We start from the raw sequence: 24,973 nt of genomic DNA, 5'->3' as shown, positions 1-24,973 counted from the left end.
CACGGAGGGAAGCATGATCCTGTTCAGGCTCGACGCCAGCATTCGCACCGAAGGCTCGGTGACCAGGCAGGTCGCCGACACGGCGCTCGACGCGTGGCGGAAGGCCCACCCCGGCAGCGAGATCGTCCGGCGCGACCTCGCCGCCGGCCCGGTGCCCGCCGAGGCATGGGGTGACGCGGTCTCCGCGATGGGCGTGCCGCCCGAGGAACAGACCGCCCGGCAGAAGGAGGCGGTGGCCCTGGCGTCCGCGCTCGCGGACGAGGTGGTGGCCGCCGACGCGTTCCTGTTCGCGGTGCCGCTGTACAACTACGGGGTCTCGCAGCACTTCAAGTCCTGGGTGGACCTGATCAGCACCGACCCGCGGCTGAACGTCAGCGGACCCAAGCCGCTGCGGGGCCGGCCCGCCACGCTGGTCACCGCCCGGGGCGGCGGTTACGGGCCGGGCACCCCGCGTGAGGGCTGGGACCACGCCACGCCCTGGCTGGTCCGCTACCTGAGGGACGTCTTCGAGCTGGACCTCAAGGTCACCGAGGCGGAGCTGACGCTGGCCGAGGTCACGCCGGCCATGGCGGAGCTGCGCGGCCTGGCCAAGGAGTCGCTGGAGAACGCGCACCGGACGGCCGACGTGCACGGCCGCTACCTGGCCGACCGCGTGGGCGCCGCCTGATCTTATTGCTGGAATAATATCTATCCGACAACATGACCGGGGAGGAGTCCCGATGGCTGACTACGGCCACGACCTGCTGTTCGGCACGTTCGTGACCCCCGCCGCCGAGCATGCGGCACGGGTCGTCGAACTGGCACAGGTGACCGAGGAGGCGGGGCTCGACCTGGTCAGCGTGCAGGACCATCCGTACCAGCCCGCCTTCCTCGACGCCTGGACGCTGCTGACGGCCATCGCGGCGCGCACCACCCGGGTTCGGGTGTTCCCCAACGTGGCGAACCTGCCGCTGCGCCCGCCGGCCGTGCTCGCCCGCAGCGCGGCCAGCCTCGACATCATCAGCGGCGGCCGGGTCGAGCTGGGGCTGGGCGCGGGCGCGTTCTGGGACGCCATCGGCGCCCAGGGCGGCCCGCGCCGCACCCCCGGCCAGGCCGTGGCCGCGCTGGCGGAGGGCATCGGGGTGATCCGCGCGCTGTGGACACCGGGGGGCGAGGCGTCGCTGGAGGGCGAGCACTACCGGTTGCGGGGGGCGCAGCCGGGCCCGTTCCCGGTGCACGACATCGGCATCTGGATCGGCGCCGTCGCGCCGCGCATGCTGGCGCTGACCGGCCGGCTCGGCGACGGCTGGCTGCCCAGCTCGCCGTACGTGCCGCCGGACCGGCTCCCCGAGTCCAACAAGATCATCGACGAGGCCGCCGAGGCGGCGGGGCGATCCCCCGCCGACGTACGCCGCCTGTACAACATCGTCGGCACCTTCGGCGGCCGGGGCGGCGGCTTCCTCCAGGGCCCGCCCGAGGTGTGGGCCGAGCAGCTCGCCGAGCTGGCCCTCGACCAGGGCGTGAGCGCCTTCATCCTGGCCAGTGACGGCGCCGCGTCCATCCGCCGCTTCGCCGCCGAGGTGGTCCCCGCCGTACGCGAGCTGGTGGCCGCCGCCCGCGCGGGCGCCCCCGCCCCGCGCCCCGAGCCGGAACCCCAGGCGCCCGCCACCGAGACGATCCGGATGGCGGCCAAGGTGCCCGCGGCGCCGAACCTGGGCGTCGTGCCCACCCCCGACGACGGCACCCGGCTGAGCGAGGAGCGGGTCTGGGACGAGTCGGCCCGGCCCACCGGCCCGGCCCCCGACCCCGGCCGGCGCTACACCCGGCACGAGCAGGCCGCCGGGCAGCACCTGATCGACGTGCACGACCATCTGCGCGCCGAGCTGGCCCAGGTGCGCGACATCATGGAGCAGGTCCTCGCCGGCGCCATGGACCCGGGCGTGGCCCGCTCCCACATCAACACCATGACCATGCGGCAGAACAACTGGACGCTCGGCACGTACTGCGAGACCTACTGCCGCCTGGTCACCGTGCACCACACCCTGGAGGACCAGAGCCTGTTCCCCCACCTGCGCCGCGCCGACTCCCGCCTCGCCCCGGTCATCGACCGGCTGCAGGCCGAGCACCACGCGATCCACGGCGTCATCGAGCGGGTGGACCGGGCCCTCGTCTCCTTCGTCAGCGCCCCCGACGGCGCGAAGGAGCTGCGCGCCGCCGTGGACCTGCTCACCGACACCCTGCTATCGCACCTGTCGTACGAGGAGCGCGAGCTGGTCGAGCCCATCGCCCGCCTCGGCATGGGCTGATGTGCGGGGGTTTGACACGATGGGGTCATGCCGATCGATCAGCGCCTGCTGGCGCTCTTCACCGTGACCACGCTCATCGCCATGATCACCCCCGGACCCGACATGCTGTTCGTGCTGGGGTGCGGCATCAAAGGCGGCCCGCGGGCCGGCCTGCTGGCCACGGCCGGGGTCGCGACAAGTGAGGCCGTGCACGTCGCGGTGGCGGCGGCGGGGCTGGCCGCGCTGTTCGCGGCGGCACCGGTCGCGTTCACGGTGCTGCGGATCGCGGGCGCCGCGTACCTGATCTATCTCGGGGTGCAGATGATCCGGCACCGCAACGACCCCCAGGACGAGTTGCCGGCCGGGAGCGAGGGGATGCCGGGGCGGCGGGCGTACCTCAACGGGCTGCTGACCAACCTGCTCAACCCCAAGATGGTCACCTTCACCATCGCCTTCCTGCCCCAGTTCATCGACCCGGCGCTGGGACGCGTCTGGTTGCAGTTCGCGATCCTCGGCGTCGTGCTGATCGTGCTGGAGTTCCTGGTGGACGGCGCGGTCGGGGTGCTCGCGGGGCGGATCGGGGCATGGCTGCGCCGGCGCAAGGCCGCCCGGCGCCGGATCGACGTCGCGACGGGCGGCGTCTTCATCGGCCTCGGGGTGCGCCTGGCCGCCGAACGCTGAGCGCCCCGCCGCTACGGCCGGCGCAGGTGGGCCAGGGTCTGCTCCAGCTCCGCCTGAAGGACGGCCGCCGCGGCGTCGGCGTCGCCTCCGGCGATGGCGCGTACGAGCGCCGCGTGGCTGTCGTCGCCCGGGTTCGGGTCGTGCTCGCGCAGCCCCAGCAGCTCGACCAGGTCGATGAGCCCCTGGCGCAGCGCCGGGACGAACTCGGCGAACAGGTCGCTGAGCACGGGGTTGTGCGCGGCGGCGACGACCGCGGAGTGCAGGGCGATGTCGGCGTCCACGAACGCGGCGTCGTCGCCGTCCGCCGCGGCCCTCCTGGCCTCCAGGGCGGCGTCAAGGGCGTCGAGGTCGGCCTCGGTGCGCCGCTGGGTGGCCAGGCGGGTGGCCTGCACCTCGACCAGCATGCGCACCTCGTACACGTCGGCGACGGCGGCGCGGCGCAGGCGTACGGACCAGTCCTCGGCCGGCTCGGTGGCGATCACGAACACGCCCGCGCCCTGGCGCGCCTGGATCAGGCCCGCCCCGGCCAGGGCGCGCAGCGCCTCGCGCACCGTGGAGCGGCCGACGCCCAGGGTCTTGGCGAGCGTGGTCTCGCCGGGCAGCTTGGCGCCGACCGGCCAGTGGCCGGCGGCGATCTCTTCGCGCAGGCGCTGCGCGGCCTGCTCGACCAGAGGGCTGGGACGAAGGGTGGCCAGCGGCATAGAACCTCTCAGGTTGTCTGAGGAGCTGAGGAGTTGTTAGTCTACCTGCCATGTCGCGGTTCACGCTGCTCCTTCTCGGCCGCCGCGGCGGGGCCTGACCGGACCGGCACCCCGCCGCGGGGTTCTGTGGTGCCGGTCGTTCCACCGGCAGCGCAGAAAGGCACCGCCATGTCCCCGTCGTTCCCGACCGTACGCACCCCCGCCGGGCCCGTCCCGCCCGGCGCCCCCGCCTGGAACCCCCAGCGTCCCAGCTCCATGCCGCACCACCGGTACCGCTCGGCGTACGAGCGGGTGCCGATCCCGCTGACCGGCCGCTCCTGGCCGGCGCGCCGCCTCACCCAGGCCCCGCTGTGGGTCTCGGAGGACCTGCGCGACGGCAACCAGGCGCTGACCGTGCCGATGGACGTGCCCCGCAAGCGGCGGATGTTCGAGCTGCTGACCGCGATGGGGTTCAAGGAGATCATGATCGGCTACCCGTCGGCCAGCCGCACCGACCTCGAATTCGTCCGGCACGTCGCGCGGACGGGGGTGCCGGAGGACGTGACCGTCGCGGTGCTCACCGCCGCCCGCGCCGACCTGATCGAGCAGACCTTCGCCGCCGTCGAAGGGCTGCCCCGGGTGGTCGTGCACCTCTACACCCCGACAGCGCCCGTGTGGCGGCGCACGGTCCTCGGCCTGGGCCGCGCCGAGCTGTACGCCATGATCCACGACGCGGCCACGCTCATGGCGCGCCTGGCGGACGCCAGGCCCCGGCAGCACATCCGGTTCGAGTTCTCGCCCGAGGTGTTCGTCCTCACCGAACCCGACTACGTCCTTCAGGTGTGCGACGGGCTGACCGCGCTGTGGGACGCGTCCCCCGACCGCCCCGTCATCCACAACCTGCCCGCCACGGTCGAGATCGCCTCGCCCAACGTCTACGCCGACCAGATCGAGTACATGCACCGCCACCTGGACCGCCGCGACTCGGTGATCCTCTCGGTGCACCCGCACAACGACCGCGGCACCGGCGTCGCCTGCGCCGAGCTGGCGATGCTGGCCGGGGCGCAGCGCGTGGAGGGGTGCCTGTTCGGCAACGGCGAGCGCACCGGCAACGTCGACCTGGTCACGCTGGCGCTCAACCTGCACGCCCAGGGCGTCGATCCGATGCTGGACTTCTCCGACATCGACACCGTGCGCGAGGTGGTGGAGCACTGCACCCGCCTCCCGGTGCACCCCCGCCACCCGTACGGCGGCGACCTCGTCTACACCGCCTTCTCCGGCACCCACCAGGACGCGATCAGCAAGGGCCTGGCCCGGCATGCCCGCCACGCGGCCGACCTGGGCGTCCCCGAGCGGGAGGCCCCCTGGGAGGTCCCCTACCTGCCCATCGACCCCGCCGACGTGGGCCGCGGCTACGAGGCGGTCATCCGGGTCAACAGCCAGTCGGGCAAGGGCGGCATCGCGCATCTGCTGCGGGAGCACCACGGTCTGGACCTGCCCGCGGAGCTGCGCGCCGACTTCTCCCGTACCGTCCAGGAGGTCACCGACGACACCGGCGAGGAGGCCACCCCGGACGACCTGTGGGAGCTGTTCGAGCGGACGTACCTGCGCCCGGCCGCCGGCGGGCCGGTCACGCTCGCGTCGTTCTCGGCCGGGGAGACGGCGCGGGGCGTCCACGTGGTCACCTGTGACCTGGACCCGGGCGACGGCCGCCGCCACCCCTGCCAGGGCACCGGCAACGGCCCGCTGTCGGCGTTCACCACCGCCCTGACCTCGGCCGGGATCAAGGTGAGCGTCCTGCGGCACGAGACCGCCCCCGCCCCCGGCGGCCGGACCGTCGCGTACGCCGAGTGCCGCGTCAACGGCGCCGTACGCTGGGGCGCCGGCCGCGACGCCGAGCCGCTGACCGCCTCGGTCAACGCGATCCTGGCGGCGGTCAACCGGGCCGCGACGGAGGCCGCGATAGCGTTCGAGATGTGATCCCACACCCCCGCCGCGTCACCCTGCGGCGGCTCGGCGACGACGACCAGGACGAGTTCCTGCGCCTGGTCCGGCTCAGCGCCGAGCTGCACCACCCCTGGATGTCACTGCCCGCCACCCCCGCGGAGTTCCGCGACTTCCTGCACCGGTTCACCGACCCGGAGGCCGCCCAGAGCCTGCTGGTCCTCGTCCGCGAGACCGGCGCCGTCGCGGGCATGATCAACATCAACGGCATCGTCCGGGGACGCTTCCAGTCGGCCTCCCTCGGTTATGCCGCCTTCGCCCCCACCGCCGGGCGCGGGTACATGACCGAGGGCCTGGCCCTGGTGCTCCGGCACGCCTTCGAGCGCCTGCGGCTGCACCGCCTGGAAGCCCAGATCCAGCCGGACAACCACGCCTCGCTCAAGCTGGTACGACGGCTCGGCTTCCGGTACGAGGGCGTCTCGCCGGAGCTGCTGTTCATCGACGGCGCCTGGCGCGACCACGAACGCTGGGCGATCACCAGCACCATGGCCGGCTGCACCGCCGCCCCGCACCCCACCCTGCCCACCCGCTGACCACCCCGTCCTCAGTGGGCGTACTCACTCGCACAAGGCGGTGTCGAGCACGTCCTCGATGTGCTCGGCGGCCGGCAGCTCGGTGGGCAGCGCGGTGACCGCGATGGCCGCGGCGCGCCCGTCGGAGGTCACGGCGTTGCGGGTGACGTACCCGGGGGCGTCGCCACCGTGCGTCCAGGCGAAGCCGCCGCAGCTCAGCTTGAAGGTGCCCAGGCCGAGCCCGTACCGCGACCCGCCGGTCAGGTCGAACCCCGGCGCGGGCACGGTCTTCTTCATCTCCCTGAGCTGCGCGGGCTTGAGCAGCTTGCCGTCGAGCAGCGCGGTCAGGAACCGGTTCAGATCGCTCGGGGTGCCGATGAGCTGGCCCGCCGCCCAGGCCGAGGAGGGGTCCATCCGGGTGACGTCCGTCCAGGGCTCGCCCGGCTTGGTGGCGAAGTAGCCGTGCGGGTGCGGGCCGCGGATGCCCTGCTCGCCCGCCTCGGGCCAGTACGTGTCCCGCAGCCCGATCCTGTCGATCACCCGCTCGGTGATCTGCTCGCCGATCGGCCGGCCGGTGACCCGCTCCACGATCATGCCCGCCAGGATGTAGTTGGTGTTGCTGTAGCTCCACTTCTCACCGGGGGCGGCGAGCGCCTCCTTCGTCAGCGCCGCCTCCAGCAGCTCACGCGGCTCGAAGTACCTGTGCCGCACCGCCAAGTAGTCGCGCAGCAGGAGGTCGTCGTAGTCGGGCAGGCCGCTGGTGTGCTGCAGGAGCTGGCGCACGGTGATCTCGCGCCCGTCGATCCCCTTGCCCCGCACCAGCTTCGGCAGGTACCTCTCCACCGGCGCGTCCAGCTTCACCTTGCCCTCCCCGACGAGCTGCAGCACCACGACGGCGGTGAACACCTTGGTGTTGCTGGCGATGCGCACCCGCCCGTCCACCGGCACCTCGGCCCCGGTCTTCAGGTCGCCCACACCCGCGGTGTAGTGCCGGGTCTTCCCGTCACGCCCCCGCACGGCGGCCAGCGCGCCGGGGAACCCTTCCTTGCCCACCAGTCCGTCCAGCCCACGCTGCACGGCGTCCCCCCGGACGGCGGCCACGGCACTGCCGGTCACAGCACCACCGGCCGTCGCGGCGCCCGCTTCGGCCCCGCCGATCCCGACGGTGAGGGCCGTGGCGGTGATCGCGGCCAGCGCCCCGAGCCGCCGGCGAGAGACAACAGACATGATCGCTCCTGAATGACTGGGTTCGCGTGCTTCCGACGAGCCCCAGACTTCCGGAGAAGCACCCCCTGATCGATCCCGCGTACTGAACTCCCGAAGTAGCGCAGGCACTACGGCGGCTTGGGCGCGGGCCGCGTCTGGCCTGAGGAGCGCGATAGGCAACCCTGCGCGTGTAGGCGGGTCTCACAAAAGGGCGCGGTGACGGGGTAGTGGTGGCTTGGGCGCGGGTCGTGTCTGGAGGAGGAGCGGCGGGAGCGAAGCGACCAGAGCGACGAGGGAAGACGCGACCCTGAAGGGCGCCCAAGCCCGCCCGCGCGGAGCACGGGCCATAAGCACAGCCACTAGCGCCGGTTGACGTCCTCCAGGTAGCGCAGGACGGCCGTGACGCGGCGGTCGGCGCGGTCGGTCGGGGCGAGGTCGAGCTTGGCGAAGATGCTGCGGATGTGCTTGTGCACCGCGCCGTCGGTGACGACCAGACGTTCGGCGATGGCGGCGTTCCCCAGCCCTTCGGCCATCAGCGCGAGCACGTCGCGCTCGCGCGGGCTCAGCCGCTCCAGCCGGGCGTCCGGCCGGGTGCGGGCGAACAGCTGCGCCACGACCTCGGGGTCGATGGCGGTGCCCCCGGCCACGACCCGGCGGAGGGCGTCCAGGAACTCCTCCACCCGGCCCACCCGCTCCTTGAGCAGGTAGCCCAGGCGGGAGCCGCCGTTGGCCAGCAACTCGGTGGCGAACGCCTGCTCGACGTACGCCGACAGCACCAGCACGGCCAGCCCGGGATGCCGGCGCCTGGCCTCGACGGCCGCGGTGATCCCCTCGCTGGTGTGGGTGGGCGGCATGCGTACGTCCACGATGGCGACGTCGGGCACGTGCTCGTCCACGGCGCGCAGGAAGGCGTCGGGGGTGTCGGCGGTGGCCACGACGTCGAACGACTCCGCGCGCAGCAGCAGGGCCAGGCCCTCGCGCAGCAGCGGGTCATCTTCGGCGATCACGATCCGCATGGCAGGCTCACAGTCAGGACGGTCGGGCCCCCGGGAGGGCTGGAGATCACGAACGTACCGTCATGGGCGTCGATCCGGCGGCGGATTCCGCCAAGCCCCGATCCGCCCTCCGCGTCGGCCCCGCCGCGCCCGTCGTCGGCGACGCTCAGGCACAGGCGCTCGTCCTCCCGGCGTACGGTGACGGTGGCGCGGCTCGCGTGACTGTGCCGGGCGATGTTGGTCAGCGCCTCGGCCACCACGAAGTACGCCGTCGCCTCCACGGACGCGGCGCACCTTCCCGGCACATCGGCGTCGATGTGGCACGGCACCGGGCAGTCGGCGGCCAGCGCGGCGAGCGCGTCGGGCAGGCTGCGATCGTCCAGGACGGGCGGCAGGATGCTGCGCACGACCCCGCGCAGTTCGGCCAGCGCCTGCTCCGCGGCCCCCTGCGCCCGCTCCAGCGCGGCGTCGGCCGCGGCCGGATCGCGCGCCAGCGCCCGCCGGGCCGCCCCGAGCAGCACGGTGACGGCGACCAGCCGGTTCTGCGTCCCGTCGTGCAGCGACCGCTCGATCCGCCGCAGCTCGGCGGCGTGCGCGTCCAGTGCGGCGGCCCGGGTGGCGGTGAGGTGCGCGACGCGCAGGGCCAGGTCGGCGCCGGGGTCGGGCGCCAGCAGCCGCCGTCCGGGCCACGCCTGCAACCGCGCCATCCCGGGCGCGACCAGCAGCGTCACCACGATCCAGGCCATGCCCCACAGCCCGACCGCCAGCGCCCCCGGCCAGTCCTCCACCGTCCACCACCCGAGCTGGGCGCTGGCGACGTCCGGCGGCACCAGCCGCCACCACAGCGGGAACGTGCCGTCGCGCACGGCGTACAGGGGCAGGGCCATACCGAGCAGCCCGAGGAAGAACCCCATGGTCGCGTGCACCGGCACCCAGCGCAGCTCCCGCCACACCGCCGGATCGGCGAGGGCCGCCCGCAGCCCTGACGGCACCGGCCCCGGCCCGATGATCTCCTGGGGCCCCCACCGCGACAGCCGCCCCCGCTCCCGGTCGGCGACGATCCGCACCGCCCGCAGCGCGGACGGCACCAGCAGCAGCCCCACGCCCACCAGGCAGGAGACCGCGGTCAGCGCCAGCCAGAACAGCATCACCAGGGCCAGGATCGAGGTGCCGAGCCCTCCGACGAGATGCTCCAACGCGTCCAGCGCCTGACGAGCACGCGCGACCACCCGCGACCGCGCCACCTCCGCGACAGCGGGCTTGGAGTTCAGGGCGGGCATTCCCACCTCCCCTCGCCCAGCGACGATAGGCCACCCCACCCGCCGCCGTCAGCGCCCCCGGCCAAGGAGTGTCAAGGAGTGCCAAGAAGTACAGCCTGCTGTACCGCATGTGTCCTGCTGCCTGGATCGCCGCCCGCCCCGCTTCCGTACCTCGTGTCGTCACAGGTGGGTGCACCCGTCGCGATCCGGAATCGCGGGACCGCTCCTGAGAAAAGCTCGGGACACGGGCGGCTCGGATGCGTAATCATGTGATCACGCACCGCACATCCACTCATGGAAGGACACAGCCACGATGGGAAGGCACTCGGGCCCGCCGAAGGAGGCCAAGAACTACGAGGTGGAGCAGCCCGCCGACCAGCAGCCCGACACGCCGGCCGACGCCGACGGCAAGGTGGGCGCCGACGGCGCCCCTGACGGCGAGAAGTGACACGGCGGTGCGCCGGCCCTTGGCGGCCCCCGCTCATGAGCCGGCCACCGCATCGCCAGTCCGGCGGATTCCCTGCGAAGATCGAGTTCAGGCCGTCGCTTCCAGTGGTGTCGAGATGCGCGGCCCGCCGCAGACCGGCGCGCAGGGCCACCGCTGAGACGCGTGACAGCGAGACTACAATTCCTGTGCATGGATATCTCCGCTGAGGCGCAGCTTGTGCTTTACGTGGTGGTGTGCGGGGCCCCGGCGGCGGGGACGGTTTCGACGCTTGTGGATCTTGCCCAAAAAGAACGGTGGCAGGTACGCGTGATAGCGACCGAAATGGGGCGGCGCTTCATCGACGCGGAGGAACTGGCGCGACGTACCGGGGATCGGGTCCGAACCGGGTTCCGTATGCCGGATGAGCCGGATGAGCTTCCGGCGGCCGACGCGGTGGTCGTAGCCCCGGCCACTTTCAACACGATCAACAAGTGGGCGAACGGCATCGCGGACTCGTTCCCGGTCGGGCTCCTATGCGAATTGATGGGCTTTGGCGTCCCGATTCTGGCGGTGCCGCTGCTGAAAGATGCACTGGCCCGTCACATGGCCTTCAGCCGCAGCCTGGATGCGCTAAGGGAAATGGGCGTACGCGTGCTGTTCGATCCTGATGCGCCGTCGCATGCTCGCATGCCAAGCTGGGAGCGGGTGATTGAAGAGATCCAACAGATGCTGAGGGATCGGGCGCGAGTGTGACGAAACCAGATGCCCAACACCACATCGGCCAACGCATCGCGCGTGCGCGTAAACGGCGCGGCTTGTCGCAAAGTGTGCTCGCGGGCTTGGTGGGCCGCTCCGAGAGCTGGCTGAGTCAGGTGGAGCGCGGGCAACGTGGCGTGGACAGCCATAGCGTCATCAATGCCCTCGCGAACATTCTTGGCATGCGTGTTGAGGATCTCACGACATGCGAGGCGGGGGAGCTGATGGCCCGGTACGAGGCGGCGGCGAAGATCCGGCAGGCGATGATGGGCTACGAGGGCTTGTCAGTCATGATCGACCCCCGCAAAGGCGAGGCGACCCCGGAGAACATGGCCTGGCTGCGTCAGGAGTTGCTGAGCGTCAATCAGCTCTATCAAGCGACACGGTACGACGAGGCGGGCCGGCGGCTTCCGGGCCTGATCATGGCGACAGAGCTTGCCGGCCGCGCGGCTCCGGCCAGGGAGCGGCGCGCGTACCAGGGGTTACGTGCGCTCACCTACCACGCGACCGCGACGGTTTTGAGCAGGGTGGGAGAACCCGAGCTGGCATGGACCGCGGGCGACCGCTCTTTGTCGGCGGCCGAGGACGCGGAAGAGCCACTTCTGGCGGCGGTGAGCGCCTATCGCCTGGGGTACGTCTTCGTCCGGCTCGGCGAGTCGGAGAAGGCGTTGCATCTGGCGATCCGAGCGGCCGAGGCGCTCGAAGGATCCGCGAGAAGGCTGACCCAGGAGCAGTACTCGGTGCTGGGCGGCCTGTATCTGGTCGCGGTGACGGCGGTTGCCATGCGGTTCGATCGTGCGGCGGTGAGAACCTTCCTGAGCCACGCGCGGCGGGTGGCCGATCTCGTCGGTACGGATCGCAACGACTTCTGGACGGCGTTCGGCCCGACCAATGTGACGATCCATGAAGTGTCGGCGGCGGTCGCTTTCGCGGATGCCAAGCAAGCGATCTCCAAGGGAGAACAACTGGACGTATCCGATCTCGCTCCGGGCTTGCTCGGTCGGCGAGCGCAGGTGCATCTCGACCTCGCCCGAGCGTATGCCGTGCAACGTAAGGACGCGGCATCGGTCAACATGCTGCTCGAAGCAGAACGGATTTCCCCGGAGCTCGTTCGCTATGACACCCGGACGAACGAACTCCTCACGCAGCTCATCAAGCGCGAGCATCGCGCGAGCACGCCCGCCCTTCGAGGGCTGGCCCACCGGGCGGGAATCATCTGACCCGCATCTGGGTGCGGCTTTCTTACGTTTACCCTGGTGCGCATTCACAGCCGTGTAGCCGTCTAACGTCGCCTCAGCCCCGGCACAAGGCCGGTTCATCTCGGTAGAGGCGGTGATGTACGTGAGCCCTTCTTCCCGTCAGGTGGGGATCGGACGCTGATGATCCCACTGGGCGCGATGACATGGCTGATGGATACGGTGTCGGCGTCGGTGTCGCCGTTTCTCGAAGTCGAACGAGCAGCCGGCGTGCTGGCGCGGGAGCTGGCGAAGTCGGGTGTGCGTGCGGACGTGCATCGAGCGGGCCGGTCGGCGTTGGTATCGGTCTGGCGGGGCTTGGTGGTGCAGTGCGTGACCGTGCCGGACGGGGCGGTGCACTACGTGTGGTGGACCGGGCGGACCTCGCACCGGACGCGGCGGCCGGTGCTGGCCACGTGCCCGGCCGATCGCCCGAACGCGGCTGCGGCACGGGTGCTGGCGCGCTATCGGGAGCTGAGCACGAGTGCGACGGACATACCAGCGCCACCCACGGCCGAGCCGATGTGATCGGCGCGATCCGCACCACCCGAGGCAGGCGACAGGCCACCGCTCCGGGGTCTTCCCCCGTGCCCGGGGCGGTCTCTTCCTGGTCATGATCGGGGAGAGAAAGGTCCCCTTGGCCGGCGACCCCCGTGACGGCCAAGGGGACCGTGTATGCCTCCGAGGAGGCTCTTGCCCGTACGGGCGTGATGTACCAGCGCGCCCCGCCGATCGCCCCGCGCCGCCGGCCACAGAGTGCGCGGCTGCTTGGGAAGGTGCCCACCTGCCCGGCCGTGCCCGCCCGCTCTGCGCGGATCACCAGGTTGGGACCGGTCAACCGGCCGGGGTGCCTTCGCGATGTGCCGACATCGTGCACGAAGACAAGCGCAGGTGATCCCGTGGACGCCTGTTGGGCCGATCATCTGATGCCGCCTTGCAAACGTCCTCCTACCTCTCCCTGACGGGCGGCGCGCAACCATTCGCTGTGGGCCGCCGGCCGAAGGTCGGCGGGGGTGGCGGGTGGGGCAGCCGCCCGCACTTGTGCGCGGCCGCGCGAGGACACGCGGGGACACGCGGGGCGGGTTTCAGCCCGCCACCACCGGGCGGCCGGGCTTGGAGGCGCGGGGTTACTCCGAGCGGCGGACTGTGGTCTGGACTTCGCCCACCGGGACGTCTCTTGTGACGCCTACCTCCACCGGGTCGTACGCGAACGGGACGATGTCGTCCTCCACCTCGATCGGCCACACGGTCGTCACCGTCAGGACGTACACGTCCCTGGGCTGGTCCACCGAGGCGCGCAGGTAGCGGACCCCGCACGTGAACTGGCCGCCCCGCCGGTACGGGTGGCCGGTGGCGCCGCAGTCTTCCTTGACCTCGGCGCGGTCGGCGGTGGTGCCGGGGTCGATCTGGATGTCCTCCAGGGTGGCGGTGACGGTGACGCTCATGATGCCGGGGATCGTGGCGGTGACCGAGCGGGTGGGTTCGCCGATGCCGGCCAGCCAGACCCAGGTGGGCAGGTTGACGTAGCTCTTGGCGTCGGGGTTCAGTTCGATGCGGGGTTCGGGGACGGTCAGGGCGGCGCGCGCGATGTCGGCGAGTTCTTGCAGGGTGATGCCGGCGGGCGGGGTCTCGCCCGGGGGCACCCAGACGAACGGGTCGAGCGCGCCCCAGCACGACAGGCCGTCGGGGTCGTCCTCGTTGTACGCCGGAACCCACCAGCGCCCGTCCTGCCCGACCCGCTCCCGGAACTGCCGGAGGAACTCCTGGAACTCCTCCTCGGTGCCGTCGGGGTTGGCCTGCTTCCAGCGGGCGAAGAGGTCCTCCTGCGTGTCCAGCATGGAGCCGGCGTCGGGGCCGGGCTCGTACCAGCAGGGGCGCTTGAGCTGGTAGCCGTCGGAGCGGGCGCCGCCGAGGCCGTTGCCGCGCAGGATGATCTGCGAGTTGCGCAGGGTGACGCCGGCCTTCCTGCCGGACTGCCACGCCTCGCCGTCGGCGCCGCCCGGATCGCCGGGCGGGGCCGTCAGGGGAGCCAGGGCTAGCGCGCCGCTCAGGAGGACGGAGAGCAGGCGGGTCATCGTTGGCATCCTTTCGCGCGTTCGTCCGGGTGTACGGCATAGCGGAGCGCCTTGATCCGCCAGACCCCGTCGTCGCCGCGGTGGACGACGGCCCCCTGGAGGTACGTCGAGCGCGGCGGCCTGGTCCACGCCGGCTGGGCGGGCAGCACGTCCCCCGTACGCGCGTCGGTCAGCCGCAGGCCGGACTCATCGACGCACACGTTCACCTGGGCGGCGGTCTCGCCGGTCACGGACGTGACCGCCATGGCGTACAGCTTGGCCGTGCCGCGCACCGAGCGCCGCTGGTCCAGGAACTCCTTGACCCACGCGGCCGACCCCTGGGCGGCCTCCAGCTCCATCGCCTCCAGGTAGCCCTGGTCGCGGCCTCGCGTGACGACGGCGCGCCACTTGTCCACGTAGAAGTCGCGGTAGGTCTCGATCATCTCGGTCTGGGCCGGGTCGAGGGCGGCGGGCCACTCGACCAGGACCTTGGCGGCCCGGCCGATCGCGATGGTCTCGGTGCGCGGGCCCGCGGGGGTCGGCGCCGCGGACGAGGCCGCCACCTCGGACGCGCCGCCGCCCCCCGGGACGAATGGGCGGTCGCCGCCCGTGCCCGCGCAACCCGACGCGGACAGGACGGCGACCACCAGCGTGAGCAGCAGCCCTCCACGCACGGAGATCACGCTAGGTCGCGGCGCGGTGGCCGGGCCACCGTTATGCGGGTATCGGCATGGCCGCTCGCGCCCGTTCATGCCGACGGCACCGAGTGGACGCGCCAGGACGGGTGCAGCTCGTCGATGAGCGCCTCCGTCTCGGGGGCCATGCCGCCTCCGTACGGGTGCGAGGCGGCGCGCCGGTGCAGGGCGTCCACGACGGCGCGCAGCCGGGCGGGGTCGCCGGTGGCGTGGGTGGCGCGGAGCAGGTCGCGCCAGAGCCCTTCGTCGTCGGCGGCGAGCAGCAGCCCCGCCCGTACGGCGGCGACCGCCTGGGCGGGCTCGCCCTGTGCCAGCCGTATCTCGCACAGGCGGTGCGCGGCGTCGGCGACGCTCGCGGTCACGTCGTACTCCAGGTCGTCGGCGGCGAGCCAGGCGTACCGGCCGCGCGGTCGCCCGTTCAGCAGCGGCCCGCGCACCAGGCCGAGCGCCCGCTCCAGGAGTACGGCGCGGGCCGCCGGGTCGCCGTGGGAGCGCCGGACCAGCTCCCGGAACAGCGCCCAGTCGGTACGCACGTCGGGCCCCAGGCGCAGCCGTCCCGCCTCGTCGGCGTACAGGTGCGGGCGCCCTTCGGAGTCCACGCCGAGCCAGTCGGCCACCCGCGCGATGGTCGCGTCGCGGACCTGCGCCTGGACGCCGCGCGGCCACAGGACGCCGCCGAGGACGACCGGGTGCACCCCGCCCGGATGTGTGGACAGGTAGACGATCAGCTCGGTGGCCAATCCCATCCGGCCCTCTTCCAGCGGGTTCGGGCAGGTGATCTCGATGGGGCCGAGTATCCGCACCTCGATGGCCGGCGGGCCGTGGCGTTCCACGGGCAGTTCCCGCTCGACCGGCAGCGGCTCGCCCTCGCCCTCGTGCGCGGTGCGGAACAGCTCGACCAGCGCCCGGTAGTGCCTGCGCGGCAGCAGTTGCGCGGCGACGTCGAAGCCGAGCGCGTCGATGCCGCTGCGGCCCTCCGCCGAGACCTCCCAGGTCCAGGTGGCGTGGGGCAGCTCGCCCGGGACGACGTAACCGGCGGCCATCCGCCGCCCCTCGCGGGCCAGCAGGGCCAGGCGGCGCGCCTCGTCGGCGCTCGGCGCGATCGTGGACAGCAGGAAGTGCGGCGCCCAGGCGGGGTCGTCGGGCCTGGCGTTGATCCGGCCGGTCAGCACGTCCTGCCCCTGCCGCGCCTGGGCATCGGCCCTGGCCTCCAGCTCCGGCAGCACCTCGGCGAGGCTGCCCGCGCAGGTGATCCGCTCCGGCGCGATGGCGGTCAGCTCGTCGCCGAAGCCGACCAGGGTGATCCGCATCCGGTCGGACCAGCGGTTGGTGGCCAGCTCGACGGCGAGCGCCGCCAGCGCGGCCGTGGTGTTCGCGCCCCTGATGTTGATCAGGCCCTGCGCGGCCTCCAGATCGATGAGCACCCGCCCTCCGGCGTCGGTGCCCAGCGTGACCAGCCCCGGGTACGGCGCGGGCGCGTCGGCCACCGACTGCTCGTCCAGCATCCGGCCCTCGTGCGCGGCCAGCCGCCACACCTGGCCGCCGTCGTGCGCGCTCCACGGCCCGGGGGCCTCGGGCTCCGGCGGGTGGATCCACAGGTCCAGCCCGTTCGCGGACAGGTGCGCCGCGAAGACCGTGGGCGGCTTGCGCCCGCGCAGCGCCAGCTCCCGGCCGAGCACCCGCAGCCCGATGTCCAGCATCCGGCTGCCGGGGGCGTCGGCCCCGATCCGCAGCTCGACCTCCGCCGCCGCGGCGTCGCCGCGCGGCCGGGCGATCCGCCGGCCGAAGGCCCGCCGCCACAACTGCTCCCTGCGCCGCCTGCCCAGCGCCACCAGCAGCCCCGCCGCCGCCAGCGACATCCCGATCAGGTACTCCCCCGGGCCGAGCCCGGCCCCGGCCTCGGCCTCAGAGCCGGCCTCAGACCCGGCCTCGGCCTCGGCCGCCGGTTCGCGGGCGGGTTCGGGAACGGGGTCGGCGTGCGCGGGAGGCTCCTGCGGCACCTCGGGCAGCTCCTGTACGGGCGGGCGCTCCCGCTCGGGCTCCTGTACGCGCGGACGCTCGGTCTCCTGCGCCCGCGGGCGTTCCGTCTCCTGTACGCGCGGACGTTCGGTCTCCTGCACCCGCGGACGCTCGGGCTCCTGCACCCGCGGACGCTCGGTCTCCTGCACCCGGGACGGCCGCTCCTCCTCCCGCACCGGGGGCGGGTCCAGCGACTGGGTGCGGCCGTCCAGTTCCGCGGGCTTGGTGGGATGGTCGGCCAGGGTTTCGGTGCGCGGCTGGTCGGCGGGGACCACGTGCACGTTGACCGCGTCGCGGGGCATGTCCAGCACCCAGCCCGGACGGATCAGGTCGGCCATGTGCAGCCGGCTGCCGTCGGGCTGAAGCTTGTGCTGGTTGAGCTGGTAGATCTCGGGGTAGCGGCGGCCGTCGCCCAGGCACTTCTCGGCGATCTCCCACAGGCTCTCGTGGTGCCGCCCGTGCGGCGGCTGCACGACGTACACCTTCTTGGTCTCGGCGACCTCGTGCAGGGGGGCGCGCTCGGCCCGCGCCGGTGCGACCTGCTCGGTCGCGGCGACCGTAGCGGGACGGGCGGGCGGGGGCAGGGCGCCGGCGCGGACGAGGGGCACCGCGACCGCCGAGGCCGTGAACAGCAGCAGTGCGGCGGTGACGAGCTTGTTGGCGAGCGTCTGGGTGCCGCCGGACAACGGCACCCTGGCGGGCATGCCGACCCTGCGCACCCCGGCGTACACCTCGACGAGGACGCACAGCGCGAACTGCAGCCAGGCCAGCCAGACCAGCAGGACCAGGATCGCGACGATGGTGCTGGTGCCGACGCTGCCGGTGAGCAGGTCCAGGTCGAGCAGTTCGGGGGCGACGGGCGGGCCGACGAAGCGGAGCAGCGCGTACGGCACGCCGCCGAGCAGCGCGGCCAGCGCGGCCAGCGCCGCGAGGCCGAGCACCACGTCGCCGAAGGTGCGCCGTGGCCGGATGCGCTGCGGCTGCATGGCTCTCCCCTCCTCCTTCTCGCGTGCCGGTCGCGTCACGGCGCCGGGGCCTCCTCGCCGATGTCGGGCCCGGCGGTGGCGGACGCCTCCATCCGCGAGCCGCCGAACCCGAGCGCGGCCAGGAAGAACGCCTCCCAGCTCACCCCGACGGTGACCGTCACCTGCTCCTGGCCGGCGCCGACCTCGCAGCCGGTCTGCTCGACCTCGTCGGTGTCGTGGGCGGTGACGATCTCCTCGGCGCGCCCGCACACGGCGCCGTCGTCGGCCAGCAGCCTGGCCTGGCCGGTGGCGCGCAGGTGTTCCACGTCGATCTGGTCGGCGGCGGCGCGGGCGGCCTGCTCGGCGATGTCGGCGGCGCGCAGCCGGGCGTTGATCGCGGCGCCGCCGTCCACGAGCAGCCCGGCCAGCAGGAACACCACGACCGAGAAGACCACCGCGAAGACGGACATCGACCCGCGCTCGGCGTGCCGTTCAGGACGGGCCCTCATTCCTCGACCCTCCTGAACTGCTCCAGGGGCACCACGGCGGTGCCGGTGAGGCTCTTGACCGCGTCGAAGCCGAGGAAGCCGAGGTCCAGCTCGCAGGTCACCCGGGCCTGCACCTGGCCGCCCTCCTCCCACTCCGAGCCCGACAGGTCCACCTCGGGCGAGCCGCACTGGCCGGCCAGCGCCGCCTCGGCCGCCGCGCCCGCGGCCTCCTCGGCGTCGCCGAGCGTACGCTCGACGGAGGCGGCCCTCGCGGCGTCCCTGGAGGCGCCGTTGACCTCGCCCTGCGCCTCGACCAGCCGCCCCGCCCCGGCCAGGAACAGCAGGAAGAGCAGGAAGACCGGGGCGAGCAGCACCGTCTCCACGCTCATCGAGCCGCGCTCGGCGCGCTTGGCGTTCACTGGCACTGGTCCGATCCGTCGTCGGGGCGGAAGCACTCCACCGGCCCGCCGAACCTGGCGGTGATCGAGAAGGTTAGCTCGGGCAGCAGCGGGATCACCTGGACGGCCTGCCCGGTCACCTCGACGCCGCGCTGGTCGCCCTCCTCCCAGGCGGTGGCCTCGGCGTCCTGCAGCAGTTCCGGGCCGACCGCCCGCACGATCGACCGGGCCCGCTCGGCGGCCTCGTCCTGCCAGCCCTCCGACTCGGTGCCGGCCGCGCGCGCGATCCTGGCGCCCTCTCTGGCCGCGGCGTCGGCGACCTGGCGGCCGTGGAACCACAGGGCCACCTGGACGATGAGCAGCACCACGGCCAGCACCACGGGCATGATCATGGCCAGCTCGATCGCGGTCGCACCGCGCTCGCCACCGTGACGCCGCAGCCGGGCCGGGAACCGCCTCACGGCTGTTGTTCGCCGCCGTTGCCGCCGAAGTTGCCCTGGATCTCGGCCTGCTTGGACTCGACCAGGGTCCTGATCAGGGTGGCCAGGCCGAGCGCCACGCCGGCGATGATCGCGGTGATGACGGCCCACTCCACGGCGGACGCGCCCCGGGTGGGCGCGGTGCGCGCCCGGTGGATGCGTACGTTGAGCAGGGCGATGGTGTAGACGACCCACGGATGGTTCAGCATTTATGCCCCCAACATCTTCATGGCTGCCGGATAGGTGATGAAGACCACGAAGCCCGCGCACAGCAGGAGCTGGGCGACGAGCATCGACTGCGAGCGCTCGCCCGCCCGCCCCTCGATCTCGGCGAGCTCGCGGCGGCGCAGGGTGGCCGCGCGGGCGGTGAGCGAGGCGCGTACCTTGGCGCCGTCGTCGGCGACCAGGCCGAGAGCGGCCGACAGGTCGCGCAGTTCGTCCACGTTGATCTCGTCGCCGAGCTGGCCGAGGGCCTGCCACGGCGTGATGCCGACGATCCTGGCGTTGGCCAGCGCCTCGCGGATGCGGGCCATCGGCCAGTTGGCCTCGTCGCCGCTGACCGACACCGACAGCAGCAGCGCCTCGGGCACGCCCCGTCCGCCGGCCAGGTTCATCGCGACCAGGTCCAAGAACGCGCCGACGACGTGGCGGAAGTCGCGTCTGCGCGCGTTGGCGTCGCGGCGTACCTGCACGTCGGGGAGCAGGAAGAACACCGCCGACACCGCGAGCGCCACCCACAGCGGGATGGTCGGGGAGACCTCCCAGCCCATGAGGTAGAGCCAGCCCGCCACGAACGGGTAGGCCAGCAGGCCCCACACGGCGAGCAGCACCTTGGTGGCGAGGAAGCCCTCGAAGGAGCGGCCGAGCAGCGCCAGGTCGGCCCGCACCGAGCGCGCCTCCCAGCCGCGGGCGGCGTAGAAGCGGGCCAGCCGCTCGCCCAGGCCGCGCCGGAACGCCCCGACCTCCTCGTCGGGCAGCACGAGCTGGAAGCGCGGCGGCCCGTCGCCCTGGCCGGCCGCGTCGAGTTCGAGCAGCCGCGCGACCAGCCCCGGCCTGGCCGGGAACAGCGCGCGCAGCAGCAGGAACACGCCGAGTCCGAGCACGCCGCCGGTGATCAGCGCCTCAGTCATGCGTCCCACCTCCCATCGGCCCGTCGAACCGGCCGCCCGGCGTGCCGTTCAGCCGCCCGTCTCCGGGGCGGGGCGCGCGTACGGCCTCAGGGGTGCGTGCGCCGGGCACGCGTGCGCCGGGCATGCTCGCCAGGGCCGGGACCCGGCCGGGCGGGGGTTGCGCGGCGGGCTGCGCCTCGGCGCCCTCGCGTACGGCGCCGAGCAGCCGGGCCGGCTTGTCGAACCGGGCCAGGCGGCGCATCCAGGCGAACCCGGCCCCGAACAGCCCGCCCACCACGACCAGGACCGCCTGGCCGAGCACGTCGTTGTACTCCGACACGTAGTCGGGGTTGAACACCACGAGCGCGGCGGCGAAGGCGAGGGCCGTGCCCACCACGATCTGCGCGCTGCGCCGGGTGGAACGCCGCTCGGCCTCCACCCGGCGGCGCATGTCCAGCTCCTCGCGGGCGGAGACCGCGAGCGCGCCGAGCACGTCGCGCAGGCCGGGGCCGCGCAGCCGGGAGTTGAGGATGAGCGCCGCGACCACCAGGTCGGCGGACGGGTCGTCCAGCTCGTCGGCGAACATGCGCAGCGCGTCGGGCAGGGCCATGCGGGTGTGCAGCCGGTCCACCAGCGCACGCAGGTGCGGCTTGAGCGTGGGGGCCGCGGCCCGGATCGAGGACGGGATCGCCTGCTCCAGCCCGGCCGCCCCGGCGATGGTGTCGCGCAGCGACTCGGTCCAGGCGGCCAGGCCCTCCAGGCGGCGCATCGCCGCGCGCTCCTCCGCCGCGCCGCCGGACAGGCCGCGCCAGGCCAGCACCAGCAGCACCGCCCCGGCCGCCATCACCGGCCACTCGGTGATCACCAGGACCAGGGTGCCGACGATGGCCCCCACGGCGGTGCGGGTGGACAGCATCCGCACCAGCTCCTTGCGCCCTCCGCCCTTGCCGGGGGACGCGGGGCGGCGCCGGGTGCCGTACAGGGACAGGCCGAGCAGGAACAGGCCGCCGCCGATGGCCGCGCCCGCCAGCAGGACGTACGGGTCGAGGAGACCGGGCGGCATCAGCCCCACCCCCCGGGGACGTACCCGTGGCTGATCAGCTCGTCCAGGCAGGAGATCGGGGCGTGCGGCACGGCGGGGCCCTCGGGCGAGGGCTGGAACACCTCCGAGGACAGCACCCGGCCGTCGCAGCCGGTCACCTCGCGCACGCTGGAGACGTACCGGCGCAGCCGGCCGCCGCGCAGGTAGTCGTTGCGCTTCTCGATGAACACCACGAAGTCGATCGCGCCCGCGATCAGCATGTGGGTGGCCTCGACCGGCAGCCGCTCGGCCGCCTGCAGCGCGTAGGTGGCGATGCGGTTGAAGACCTCCATGCTGGAGTTGGCGTGGATGGTGGACAGCGAGCCGTCGTTGCCCTGGGTCATCGCGTTCAGCATCGTGACGATCTCGTCGCCCAGCACCTCGCCGACGATCACCCGGCTGGGGTTCATGCGCAGGCTGCGACGTACCAGCTCGGCCATGGTGATCTCGCCCTGGCCCTCGGAGTTGGGCAGGCGCTGCTCGAAGGCGACCACGTTGGGGTGCAGCTCGGGGAACTGGTCCAGGCCCAGCTCCAGCGCCCGCTCCACCGTGATCAGCCGCTCGGACGGGGGGATCTCGTTGGCGAGCGCGCGCAGCAGGGTGGTCTTGCCCGCGTTGGTGGACCCGGCGATCATGATGTTCTTGCGCGCCGACACCGCCGCCGACAGGAACCGGCCCAGCTCCGGGCTCAGCGTGCCGTTGCCCACCAGGTCGCCGAGGAACACCTTGCCCAGGCGGGCGCGGCGGATCGACACCGCCGGGCGTACGGTGACGTCCATCACGGCCGACAGCCGCGAGCCGTCGGGCAGGCGCAGGTCGAGCTGCGGGTTGGCGGTGTCGAACGGGCGGCTGGACAGCCCGCTGTACGCGGCGAGGATCTGGATCAGCTCCACCAGCTCCTCGTCCGACTCGGCCACCGGCTCGTGCATGACCTCCTGGCCGTCGGCGTAGCTCACGAACACCCGGTCGCAGCCGTTGATGTCGATGTTCTCCACCTCGGGGTCGTCCAGCAGCGGCTGCAGCCGGCCCACCCCGAACAGCGCGGCGTGGATGCCCGCCGCCAGCGCCTCTTCCTCCTCGGCCGTCGGCGGGGTGCGGCCCACCCCGATCTCGCCACGCGCGTACTCCTCCAGGACCTGCGCGATCAGGGCCCGCGCGAACTGCCGCTCGTCCTCACCGGTCATCGGCGGCAGCCCGCTCGCCTGGTCCAGCCGCCGCTGATGCGCCAGCCGGTCCCCCACCTCCTGCCGGAACCGCTTGACCAGCGAATGATCAGTACTCATGGCCTCGCTCCGCTCGGCGGTTCGGGACGCCTCCAGTCGGCGGCTTCCCTCGTCGCTCTGGTCGCTGCGCTCCCGCCGCTCCTCAGTCCAGTCACCGACGCGTCCCTCACGCTCATGGCCTCGCTCCGCTCGGCTGGTTCGCGGCGGGGGCGGCGACGTGGGCGGCCAGGCGGCCGGCCAGCTCGCGGCAGGTGCGGATCAGCAGGGAGCGGTCGAGGCGGCCGCCCCACTGGCCGCGCAGCAGCTCGGCGCCCTTGGGGTCGTGGGCGATGCCGCCGACGAAGACGACCGGCCTGCCGGTCGCGGTGATGATCCGGCGCACCTCGTCGATCGAGGAGCGGTACTGGCGGGGGTCGGCGATCACCACCACGCCGACCTGCGGGCCCCGGCCGATGGACGCCAGGCGCTCGCGCAGGTGGGCGACGTGGTCGAGGCTGGCGCGGGTGAACAGCACCACGAGGTCGGCCTCGGCGATCAGGTCGGCCATCTCGGGGTGGCCGCCGAGCCGGCCGCAGTCGGCCAGCACGTCGGCGTACGGCATGGCGGCCATCGCGCGGCCGAGGGGTCCCCACAGCCAGGTCAGCCCCGCGGCCTGCTCGCCGTGGGTGAGCCCGAGGAGGACGTCCAGCCCGCCGACGATCTTCTGGGTGTGCTCGTGGATCAGGTCGGGGTGCAGGCCGCGGCGGGCGACCGCGCCCAGGGTGAGCAGGCCCTTGCCCGGGTTGAGCACCCCGCCGCCCTCCGCGGGCAGCCGGTAGGCGATGTCGCCCCCGGCCGGGTCGCACTCGGCGAGCAGCACCGGCCGGGGCCAGACCGCGCCGAGGGCCGTGGCCGCCGTGGTGACCCCCGGTGCGCCCTTGTCGGCGGCGAGGACGATGAGGGCCACGTCAGCGCGCTCCCGGCAGCTCGGCGACCGCGATCTCGCCGGTGGCGGCGTACGCGGCGACGGTGGGCGAGATCGCGGTGTCCACGATCACCGTCACCAGGCCGCTGGAGCTCGACGAGCCGGAGGAGCCCGTACGGTTCTGCCCGCCCACGCTGTCGACCAGCGCGCTCTGCGCCAGCACCTTGACCTCGCCGTCGGCCGCCGAGCCCCTGCCGGGCACGTAGATGATCTGCACCCGGTCGCCGGGGTTCAGCACGGCGGGACGCTGGCCGGCCTTGAGCGCCAGGCCCACCCTGGCCTTGCCCGGCCCCAGCTCATCGCTCGCCTCCATGGTCATCTGCTCGGTCAGCAGGGTGCCGGGCAGCAGGGTGACCCGCGCGTACGCCTGCGTCACGCGCTGCCGCTGCGACCAGTGCACGAACGCGATCCCGGTGTCGGCGATCTGGACCTCCTCCATCGCGGACTCGGGGATCGCCTGACCGGCGCCGACCTGTTGCACGATCCTGATCGCCGAGACCCGGTCGCCGCTGCGCAGCACGAGCAGGGTGGTGGCCAGCGCGCCACCGAGAATGAGCAGCACGGCCAGCGCCGCCAGCGCGGGCCGTCGCTCCCGCGGCGGAACCGGCAGCTTGCGGGACGCGGGCCCGGACAGCGCGCCGCCGCCTCCCGGGGCCTCGGCCACCGGGCTGCGGGTGTCGCGGGCGGGCTTCTCACTGATCCTCATGGGTCGGGGGCTCCCAGGAGTCGGTGGATCCGCCCACGCGGCGAGGCGAGGGCTGTGATCACATTATTGGGCGAACGTGAATTGGGGAATTCTCGCTAATTATGAGCTACCGCCGGGACGGGCCGGGAGTCAAATGACCGGAACCATGCCCGATTCATTGAGCTGACCACGTCCATGCCCAACGGGCAAGACTTATTCGTTAGGTTAGCTAGATTTAGGCGACTTTTCGTGATAGGGGGCGATATTTACTGAGGTATCAGTCGTACCAAAAATCCCGCGAGCCCCACACCCGGCCACTCCGGTGGACGCGCGCATGGAAGATGGTGAACCATGCGAATGGCGTGAACCCGCAAAGGGCACACGAGCCCGGGCCCGCCACGCCGACGCGCACGCGCGAGGGTGCGCGGACGCGCGAACGCGCGCGGACGCGAGCAGAGGCGCGGACGCGCATGAGGCGGGGACGCGTGCAGAGGTGCGGACGCGCATGAGGCGCGGGCGCACTTCGGCGGCGCGCACCCGCATGGAGGTGTGCGCGCACGCGCATGGGAGTGTGCGGACGCCACGAGGTGTGCGGAGGTAGGCGGAGGTGTGCCGCCCGCCGGGAGGTGAGCAAGACCTGATCCGCTCCGGAGGAGGCCACAGCCCGCCCGGCAACCCGCCGAACGCCGGCGACCCGGCCCACGAAGGCGCCCACCACGCTCGCCTCGGTCCGCTTCACCCACCGGAACGGGCAGCCGGGCCGCGAGCGCGCCCGCACGCAATCGGACCTGATG

Annotated in this window: 25 protein-coding genes; 9 read left to right on the top strand and 16 right to left on the bottom strand. The window is 73.0% G+C overall.

Annotation, left to right across the window (positions count from 1 at the left end; all coding sequences use genetic code 11):
* The first annotated feature begins 13 nt into the window (after positions 1 to 13).
* Genes HNP84_RS21775 through HNP84_RS21765 form a run of 3 tightly spaced genes read left to right on the top strand, consistent with a single transcriptional unit; the run spans position 14 to position 2,945 of the window.
* Positions 14 to 667 carry an FMN-dependent NADH-azoreductase gene (locus tag HNP84_RS21775; RefSeq protein ID WP_185051636.1) on the top strand — a complete coding sequence of 218 codons (654 nt, stop codon included), beginning with the start codon at positions 14 to 16 and terminating at the stop codon, positions 665 to 667.
* A 52-nt stretch (positions 668 to 719) separates the two neighbouring features.
* Positions 720 to 2,285 carry an LLM class flavin-dependent oxidoreductase gene (locus tag HNP84_RS21770; protein ID WP_185051635.1) on the top strand — a complete coding sequence of 522 codons (1,566 nt, stop codon included), beginning with the start codon at positions 720 to 722 and terminating at the stop codon, positions 2,283 to 2,285.
* A 27-nt stretch (positions 2,286 to 2,312) separates the two neighbouring features.
* Positions 2,313 to 2,945: a LysE family translocator gene (locus HNP84_RS21765; RefSeq protein WP_185051634.1), complete on the top strand. Its 633-nt coding sequence runs from the start codon at positions 2,313 to 2,315 to the stop codon at positions 2,943 to 2,945.
* Positions 2,946 to 2,956: 11 nt separating this feature from the next.
* Here HNP84_RS21765 and HNP84_RS21760 read toward each other — a convergent pair whose 3' ends face one another.
* On the bottom strand, positions 2,957 to 3,646 hold the full coding sequence (locus HNP84_RS21760; RefSeq protein WP_185051633.1) for a FadR/GntR family transcriptional regulator: 690 nt from the start codon (positions 3,644 to 3,646) through the stop codon (positions 2,957 to 2,959).
* A gap of 168 nt (positions 3,647 to 3,814) precedes the next feature.
* Here HNP84_RS21760 and HNP84_RS21755 point away from each other — a divergent pair, with 168 nt between their 5' ends.
* Both HNP84_RS21755 and HNP84_RS21750 read left to right on the top strand, forming a co-directional pair.
* Positions 3,815 to 5,605, top strand: a complete 1,791-nt coding sequence (locus HNP84_RS21755; RefSeq protein ID WP_185051632.1) for a 2-isopropylmalate synthase — start codon at positions 3,815 to 3,817, stop codon at positions 5,603 to 5,605.
* Complete coding sequence (locus tag HNP84_RS21750; RefSeq protein WP_185051631.1) at positions 5,602 to 6,162, top strand: GNAT family N-acetyltransferase; 561 nt, start codon at positions 5,602 to 5,604, stop codon at positions 6,160 to 6,162. Before HNP84_RS21755 ends, HNP84_RS21750 begins: the two co-directional genes overlap by 4 nt.
* Positions 6,163 to 6,186: 24 nt before the next feature.
* On the opposite strand, the gene HNP84_RS21745 is transcribed toward HNP84_RS21750, so the two are convergent.
* The 3 genes from HNP84_RS21745 to HNP84_RS21735 all read right to left on the bottom strand — a co-directional run bounded on the left by HNP84_RS21745 (position 6,187) and on the right by HNP84_RS21735 (position 9,622).
* Positions 6,187 to 7,368: a serine hydrolase domain-containing protein gene (locus tag HNP84_RS21745; protein WP_185051630.1), complete on the bottom strand. Its 1,182-nt coding sequence runs from the start codon at positions 7,366 to 7,368 to the stop codon at positions 6,187 to 6,189.
* Positions 7,369 to 7,706: 338 nt separating this feature from the next.
* A complete protein-coding gene (locus HNP84_RS21740) occupies positions 7,707 to 8,363 on the bottom strand; it encodes a response regulator transcription factor (RefSeq protein ID WP_185051629.1) in 657 nt (218 codons plus the stop codon).
* Entirely contained in the window at positions 8,351 to 9,622 is a 1,272-nt protein-coding gene (locus HNP84_RS21735; protein ID WP_185051628.1) for a sensor histidine kinase, read from the bottom strand. The genes HNP84_RS21740 and HNP84_RS21735 overlap by 13 nt, the downstream gene beginning before the upstream one ends.
* A gap of 292 nt (positions 9,623 to 9,914) precedes the next feature.
* Between HNP84_RS21735 and HNP84_RS55120 the strand changes: the two genes are divergently transcribed.
* From HNP84_RS55120 to HNP84_RS21720, 4 genes are all read left to right on the top strand, one after another.
* Positions 9,915 to 10,049, top strand: a complete 135-nt coding sequence (locus HNP84_RS55120) for a hypothetical protein (protein ID WP_281396215.1) — start codon at positions 9,915 to 9,917, stop codon at positions 10,047 to 10,049.
* Positions 10,050 to 10,238: 189 nt separating this feature from the next.
* The gene (locus HNP84_RS21730; protein ID WP_185051627.1) at positions 10,239 to 10,781 is read left to right on the top strand and encodes a flavoprotein; all 543 of its coding nucleotides are present in this window, start codon (positions 10,239 to 10,241) and stop codon (positions 10,779 to 10,781) included.
* Entirely contained in the window at positions 10,778 to 12,004 is a 1,227-nt protein-coding gene (locus HNP84_RS21725; RefSeq protein WP_312925413.1) for a helix-turn-helix domain-containing protein, read from the top strand. Before HNP84_RS21730 ends, HNP84_RS21725 begins: the two co-directional genes overlap by 4 nt.
* Positions 12,005 to 12,163: 159 nt before the next feature.
* The gene (locus tag HNP84_RS21720; protein WP_185051626.1) at positions 12,164 to 12,547 is read left to right on the top strand and encodes a hypothetical protein; all 384 of its coding nucleotides are present in this window, start codon (positions 12,164 to 12,166) and stop codon (positions 12,545 to 12,547) included.
* A 599-nt stretch (positions 12,548 to 13,146) separates the two neighbouring features.
* Here HNP84_RS21720 and HNP84_RS21715 read toward each other — a convergent pair.
* The 12 genes from HNP84_RS21715 to HNP84_RS21660 form a co-directional block, all read right to left on the bottom strand.
* Positions 13,147 to 14,094 (bottom strand): hypothetical protein, encoded by a 948-nt coding sequence (locus tag HNP84_RS21715; protein ID WP_246518473.1) that lies wholly within the window; start codon positions 14,092 to 14,094, stop codon positions 13,147 to 13,149.
* Positions 14,091 to 14,747, bottom strand: coding sequence for a hypothetical protein (locus HNP84_RS21710; protein WP_185051624.1), 657 nt, complete (start codon positions 14,745 to 14,747; stop codon positions 14,091 to 14,093). Before HNP84_RS21710 ends, HNP84_RS21715 begins: the two co-directional genes overlap by 4 nt.
* Positions 14,748 to 14,821: 74 nt before the next feature.
* Entirely contained in the window at positions 14,822 to 17,812 is a 2,991-nt protein-coding gene (locus tag HNP84_RS21705; RefSeq protein WP_312925411.1) for a BTAD domain-containing putative transcriptional regulator, read from the bottom strand.
* The gene (locus HNP84_RS21700) at positions 17,809 to 18,261 is read right to left on the bottom strand and encodes a pilus assembly protein TadG-related protein (RefSeq protein ID WP_246518472.1); all 453 of its coding nucleotides are present in this window, start codon (positions 18,259 to 18,261) and stop codon (positions 17,809 to 17,811) included. The genes HNP84_RS21705 and HNP84_RS21700 overlap by 4 nt, the downstream gene beginning before the upstream one ends.
* A complete protein-coding gene (locus HNP84_RS21695) occupies positions 18,258 to 18,665 on the bottom strand; it encodes a TadE/TadG family type IV pilus assembly protein (RefSeq protein WP_312925410.1) in 408 nt (135 codons plus the stop codon). The genes HNP84_RS21700 and HNP84_RS21695 overlap by 4 nt, the downstream gene beginning before the upstream one ends.
* Entirely contained in the window at positions 18,656 to 19,099 is a 444-nt protein-coding gene (locus tag HNP84_RS21690; RefSeq protein WP_312925409.1) for a TadE/TadG family type IV pilus assembly protein, read from the bottom strand. The genes HNP84_RS21695 and HNP84_RS21690 overlap by 10 nt, the downstream gene beginning before the upstream one ends.
* Entirely contained in the window at positions 19,096 to 19,326 is a 231-nt protein-coding gene (locus tag HNP84_RS21685; RefSeq protein ID WP_185051623.1) for a Flp family type IVb pilin, read from the bottom strand. The genes HNP84_RS21690 and HNP84_RS21685 overlap by 4 nt, the downstream gene beginning before the upstream one ends.
* Positions 19,327 to 20,247 carry a type II secretion system F family protein gene (locus tag HNP84_RS21680; protein ID WP_185051622.1) on the bottom strand — a complete coding sequence of 307 codons (921 nt, stop codon included), beginning with the start codon at positions 20,245 to 20,247 and terminating at the stop codon, positions 19,327 to 19,329. It abuts the gene before it with no gap.
* Positions 20,240 to 21,289: a type II secretion system F family protein gene (locus HNP84_RS21675; RefSeq protein WP_185051621.1), complete on the bottom strand. Its 1,050-nt coding sequence runs from the start codon at positions 21,287 to 21,289 to the stop codon at positions 20,240 to 20,242. The genes HNP84_RS21680 and HNP84_RS21675 overlap by 8 nt, the downstream gene beginning before the upstream one ends.
* On the bottom strand, positions 21,289 to 22,590 hold the full coding sequence (locus HNP84_RS21670) for a TadA family conjugal transfer-associated ATPase (protein WP_185051620.1): 1,302 nt from the start codon (positions 22,588 to 22,590) through the stop codon (positions 21,289 to 21,291). Before HNP84_RS21670 ends, HNP84_RS21675 begins: the two co-directional genes overlap by 1 nt.
* 112 nt (positions 22,591 to 22,702) lie before the next feature.
* Positions 22,703 to 23,476 (bottom strand): CpaE/TadZ family protein, encoded by a 774-nt coding sequence (locus tag HNP84_RS21665; RefSeq protein ID WP_185051619.1) that lies wholly within the window; start codon positions 23,474 to 23,476, stop codon positions 22,703 to 22,705.
* 1 nt (position 23,477) lies between these two features.
* Positions 23,478 to 24,200: a CpaB family protein gene (locus HNP84_RS21660; protein WP_185051618.1), complete on the bottom strand. Its 723-nt coding sequence runs from the start codon at positions 24,198 to 24,200 to the stop codon at positions 23,478 to 23,480.
* Positions 24,201 to 24,973: the final 773 nt, after the last annotated feature.

The organism is Thermocatellispora tengchongensis (assembly GCF_014202315.1).
GTDB lineage: Bacteria > Actinomycetota > Actinomycetes > Streptosporangiales > Streptosporangiaceae > Thermocatellispora > Thermocatellispora tengchongensis.
This window is presented reverse-complemented; position numbering and strand designations above follow the sequence as displayed.

What these genes read in the sequence shown, in the direction of transcription:
- HNP84_RS21775 (WP_185051636.1), top strand. Translation starts at nt 14, where the DNA reads ATGATCCTGTTCAGGCTCGACGCCAGCATTCGCACCGAAGGCTCGGTG.
- HNP84_RS21770 (WP_185051635.1), top strand. Translation starts at nt 720, where the DNA reads ATGGCTGACTACGGCCACGACCTGCTGTTCGGCACGTTCGTGACCCCC.
- HNP84_RS21765 (WP_185051634.1), top strand. Translation starts at nt 2,313, where the DNA reads ATGCCGATCGATCAGCGCCTGCTGGCGCTCTTCACCGTGACCACGCTC.
- HNP84_RS21760 (WP_185051633.1), bottom strand. Translation starts at nt 3,646, where the DNA reads ATGCCGCTGGCCACCCTTCGTCCCAGCCCTCTGGTCGAGCAGGCCGCG.
- HNP84_RS21755 (WP_185051632.1), top strand. Translation starts at nt 3,815, where the DNA reads ATGTCCCCGTCGTTCCCGACCGTACGCACCCCCGCCGGGCCCGTCCCG.
- HNP84_RS21745 (WP_185051630.1), bottom strand. Translation starts at nt 7,368, where the DNA reads ATGTCTGTTGTCTCTCGCCGGCGGCTCGGGGCGCTGGCCGCGATCACC.
- HNP84_RS21740 (WP_185051629.1), bottom strand. Translation starts at nt 8,363, where the DNA reads ATGCGGATCGTGATCGCCGAAGATGACCCGCTGCTGCGCGAGGGCCTG.
- HNP84_RS21735 (WP_185051628.1), bottom strand. Translation starts at nt 9,622, where the DNA reads ATGCCCGCCCTGAACTCCAAGCCCGCTGTCGCGGAGGTGGCGCGGTCG.
- HNP84_RS55120 (WP_281396215.1), top strand. Translation starts at nt 9,915, where the DNA reads ATGGGAAGGCACTCGGGCCCGCCGAAGGAGGCCAAGAACTACGAGGTG.
- HNP84_RS21730 (WP_185051627.1), top strand. Translation starts at nt 10,239, where the DNA reads ATGGATATCTCCGCTGAGGCGCAGCTTGTGCTTTACGTGGTGGTGTGC.
- HNP84_RS21720 (WP_185051626.1), top strand. Translation starts at nt 12,164, where the DNA reads ATGATCCCACTGGGCGCGATGACATGGCTGATGGATACGGTGTCGGCG.
- HNP84_RS21715 (WP_246518473.1), bottom strand. Translation starts at nt 14,094, where the DNA reads ATGACCCGCCTGCTCTCCGTCCTCCTGAGCGGCGCGCTAGCCCTGGCT.
- HNP84_RS21700 (WP_246518472.1), bottom strand. Translation starts at nt 18,261, where the DNA reads ATGAGGGCCCGTCCTGAACGGCACGCCGAGCGCGGGTCGATGTCCGTC.
- HNP84_RS21685 (WP_185051623.1), bottom strand. Translation starts at nt 19,326, where the DNA reads ATGCTGAACCATCCGTGGGTCGTCTACACCATCGCCCTGCTCAACGTA.
- HNP84_RS21680 (WP_185051622.1), bottom strand. Translation starts at nt 20,247, where the DNA reads ATGACTGAGGCGCTGATCACCGGCGGCGTGCTCGGACTCGGCGTGTTC.
- HNP84_RS21675 (WP_185051621.1), bottom strand. Translation starts at nt 21,289, where the DNA reads ATGCCGCCCGGTCTCCTCGACCCGTACGTCCTGCTGGCGGGCGCGGCC.
- HNP84_RS21670 (WP_185051620.1), bottom strand. Translation starts at nt 22,590, where the DNA reads ATGAGTACTGATCATTCGCTGGTCAAGCGGTTCCGGCAGGAGGTGGGG.
- HNP84_RS21660 (WP_185051618.1), bottom strand. Translation starts at nt 24,200, where the DNA reads ATGAGGATCAGTGAGAAGCCCGCCCGCGACACCCGCAGCCCGGTGGCC.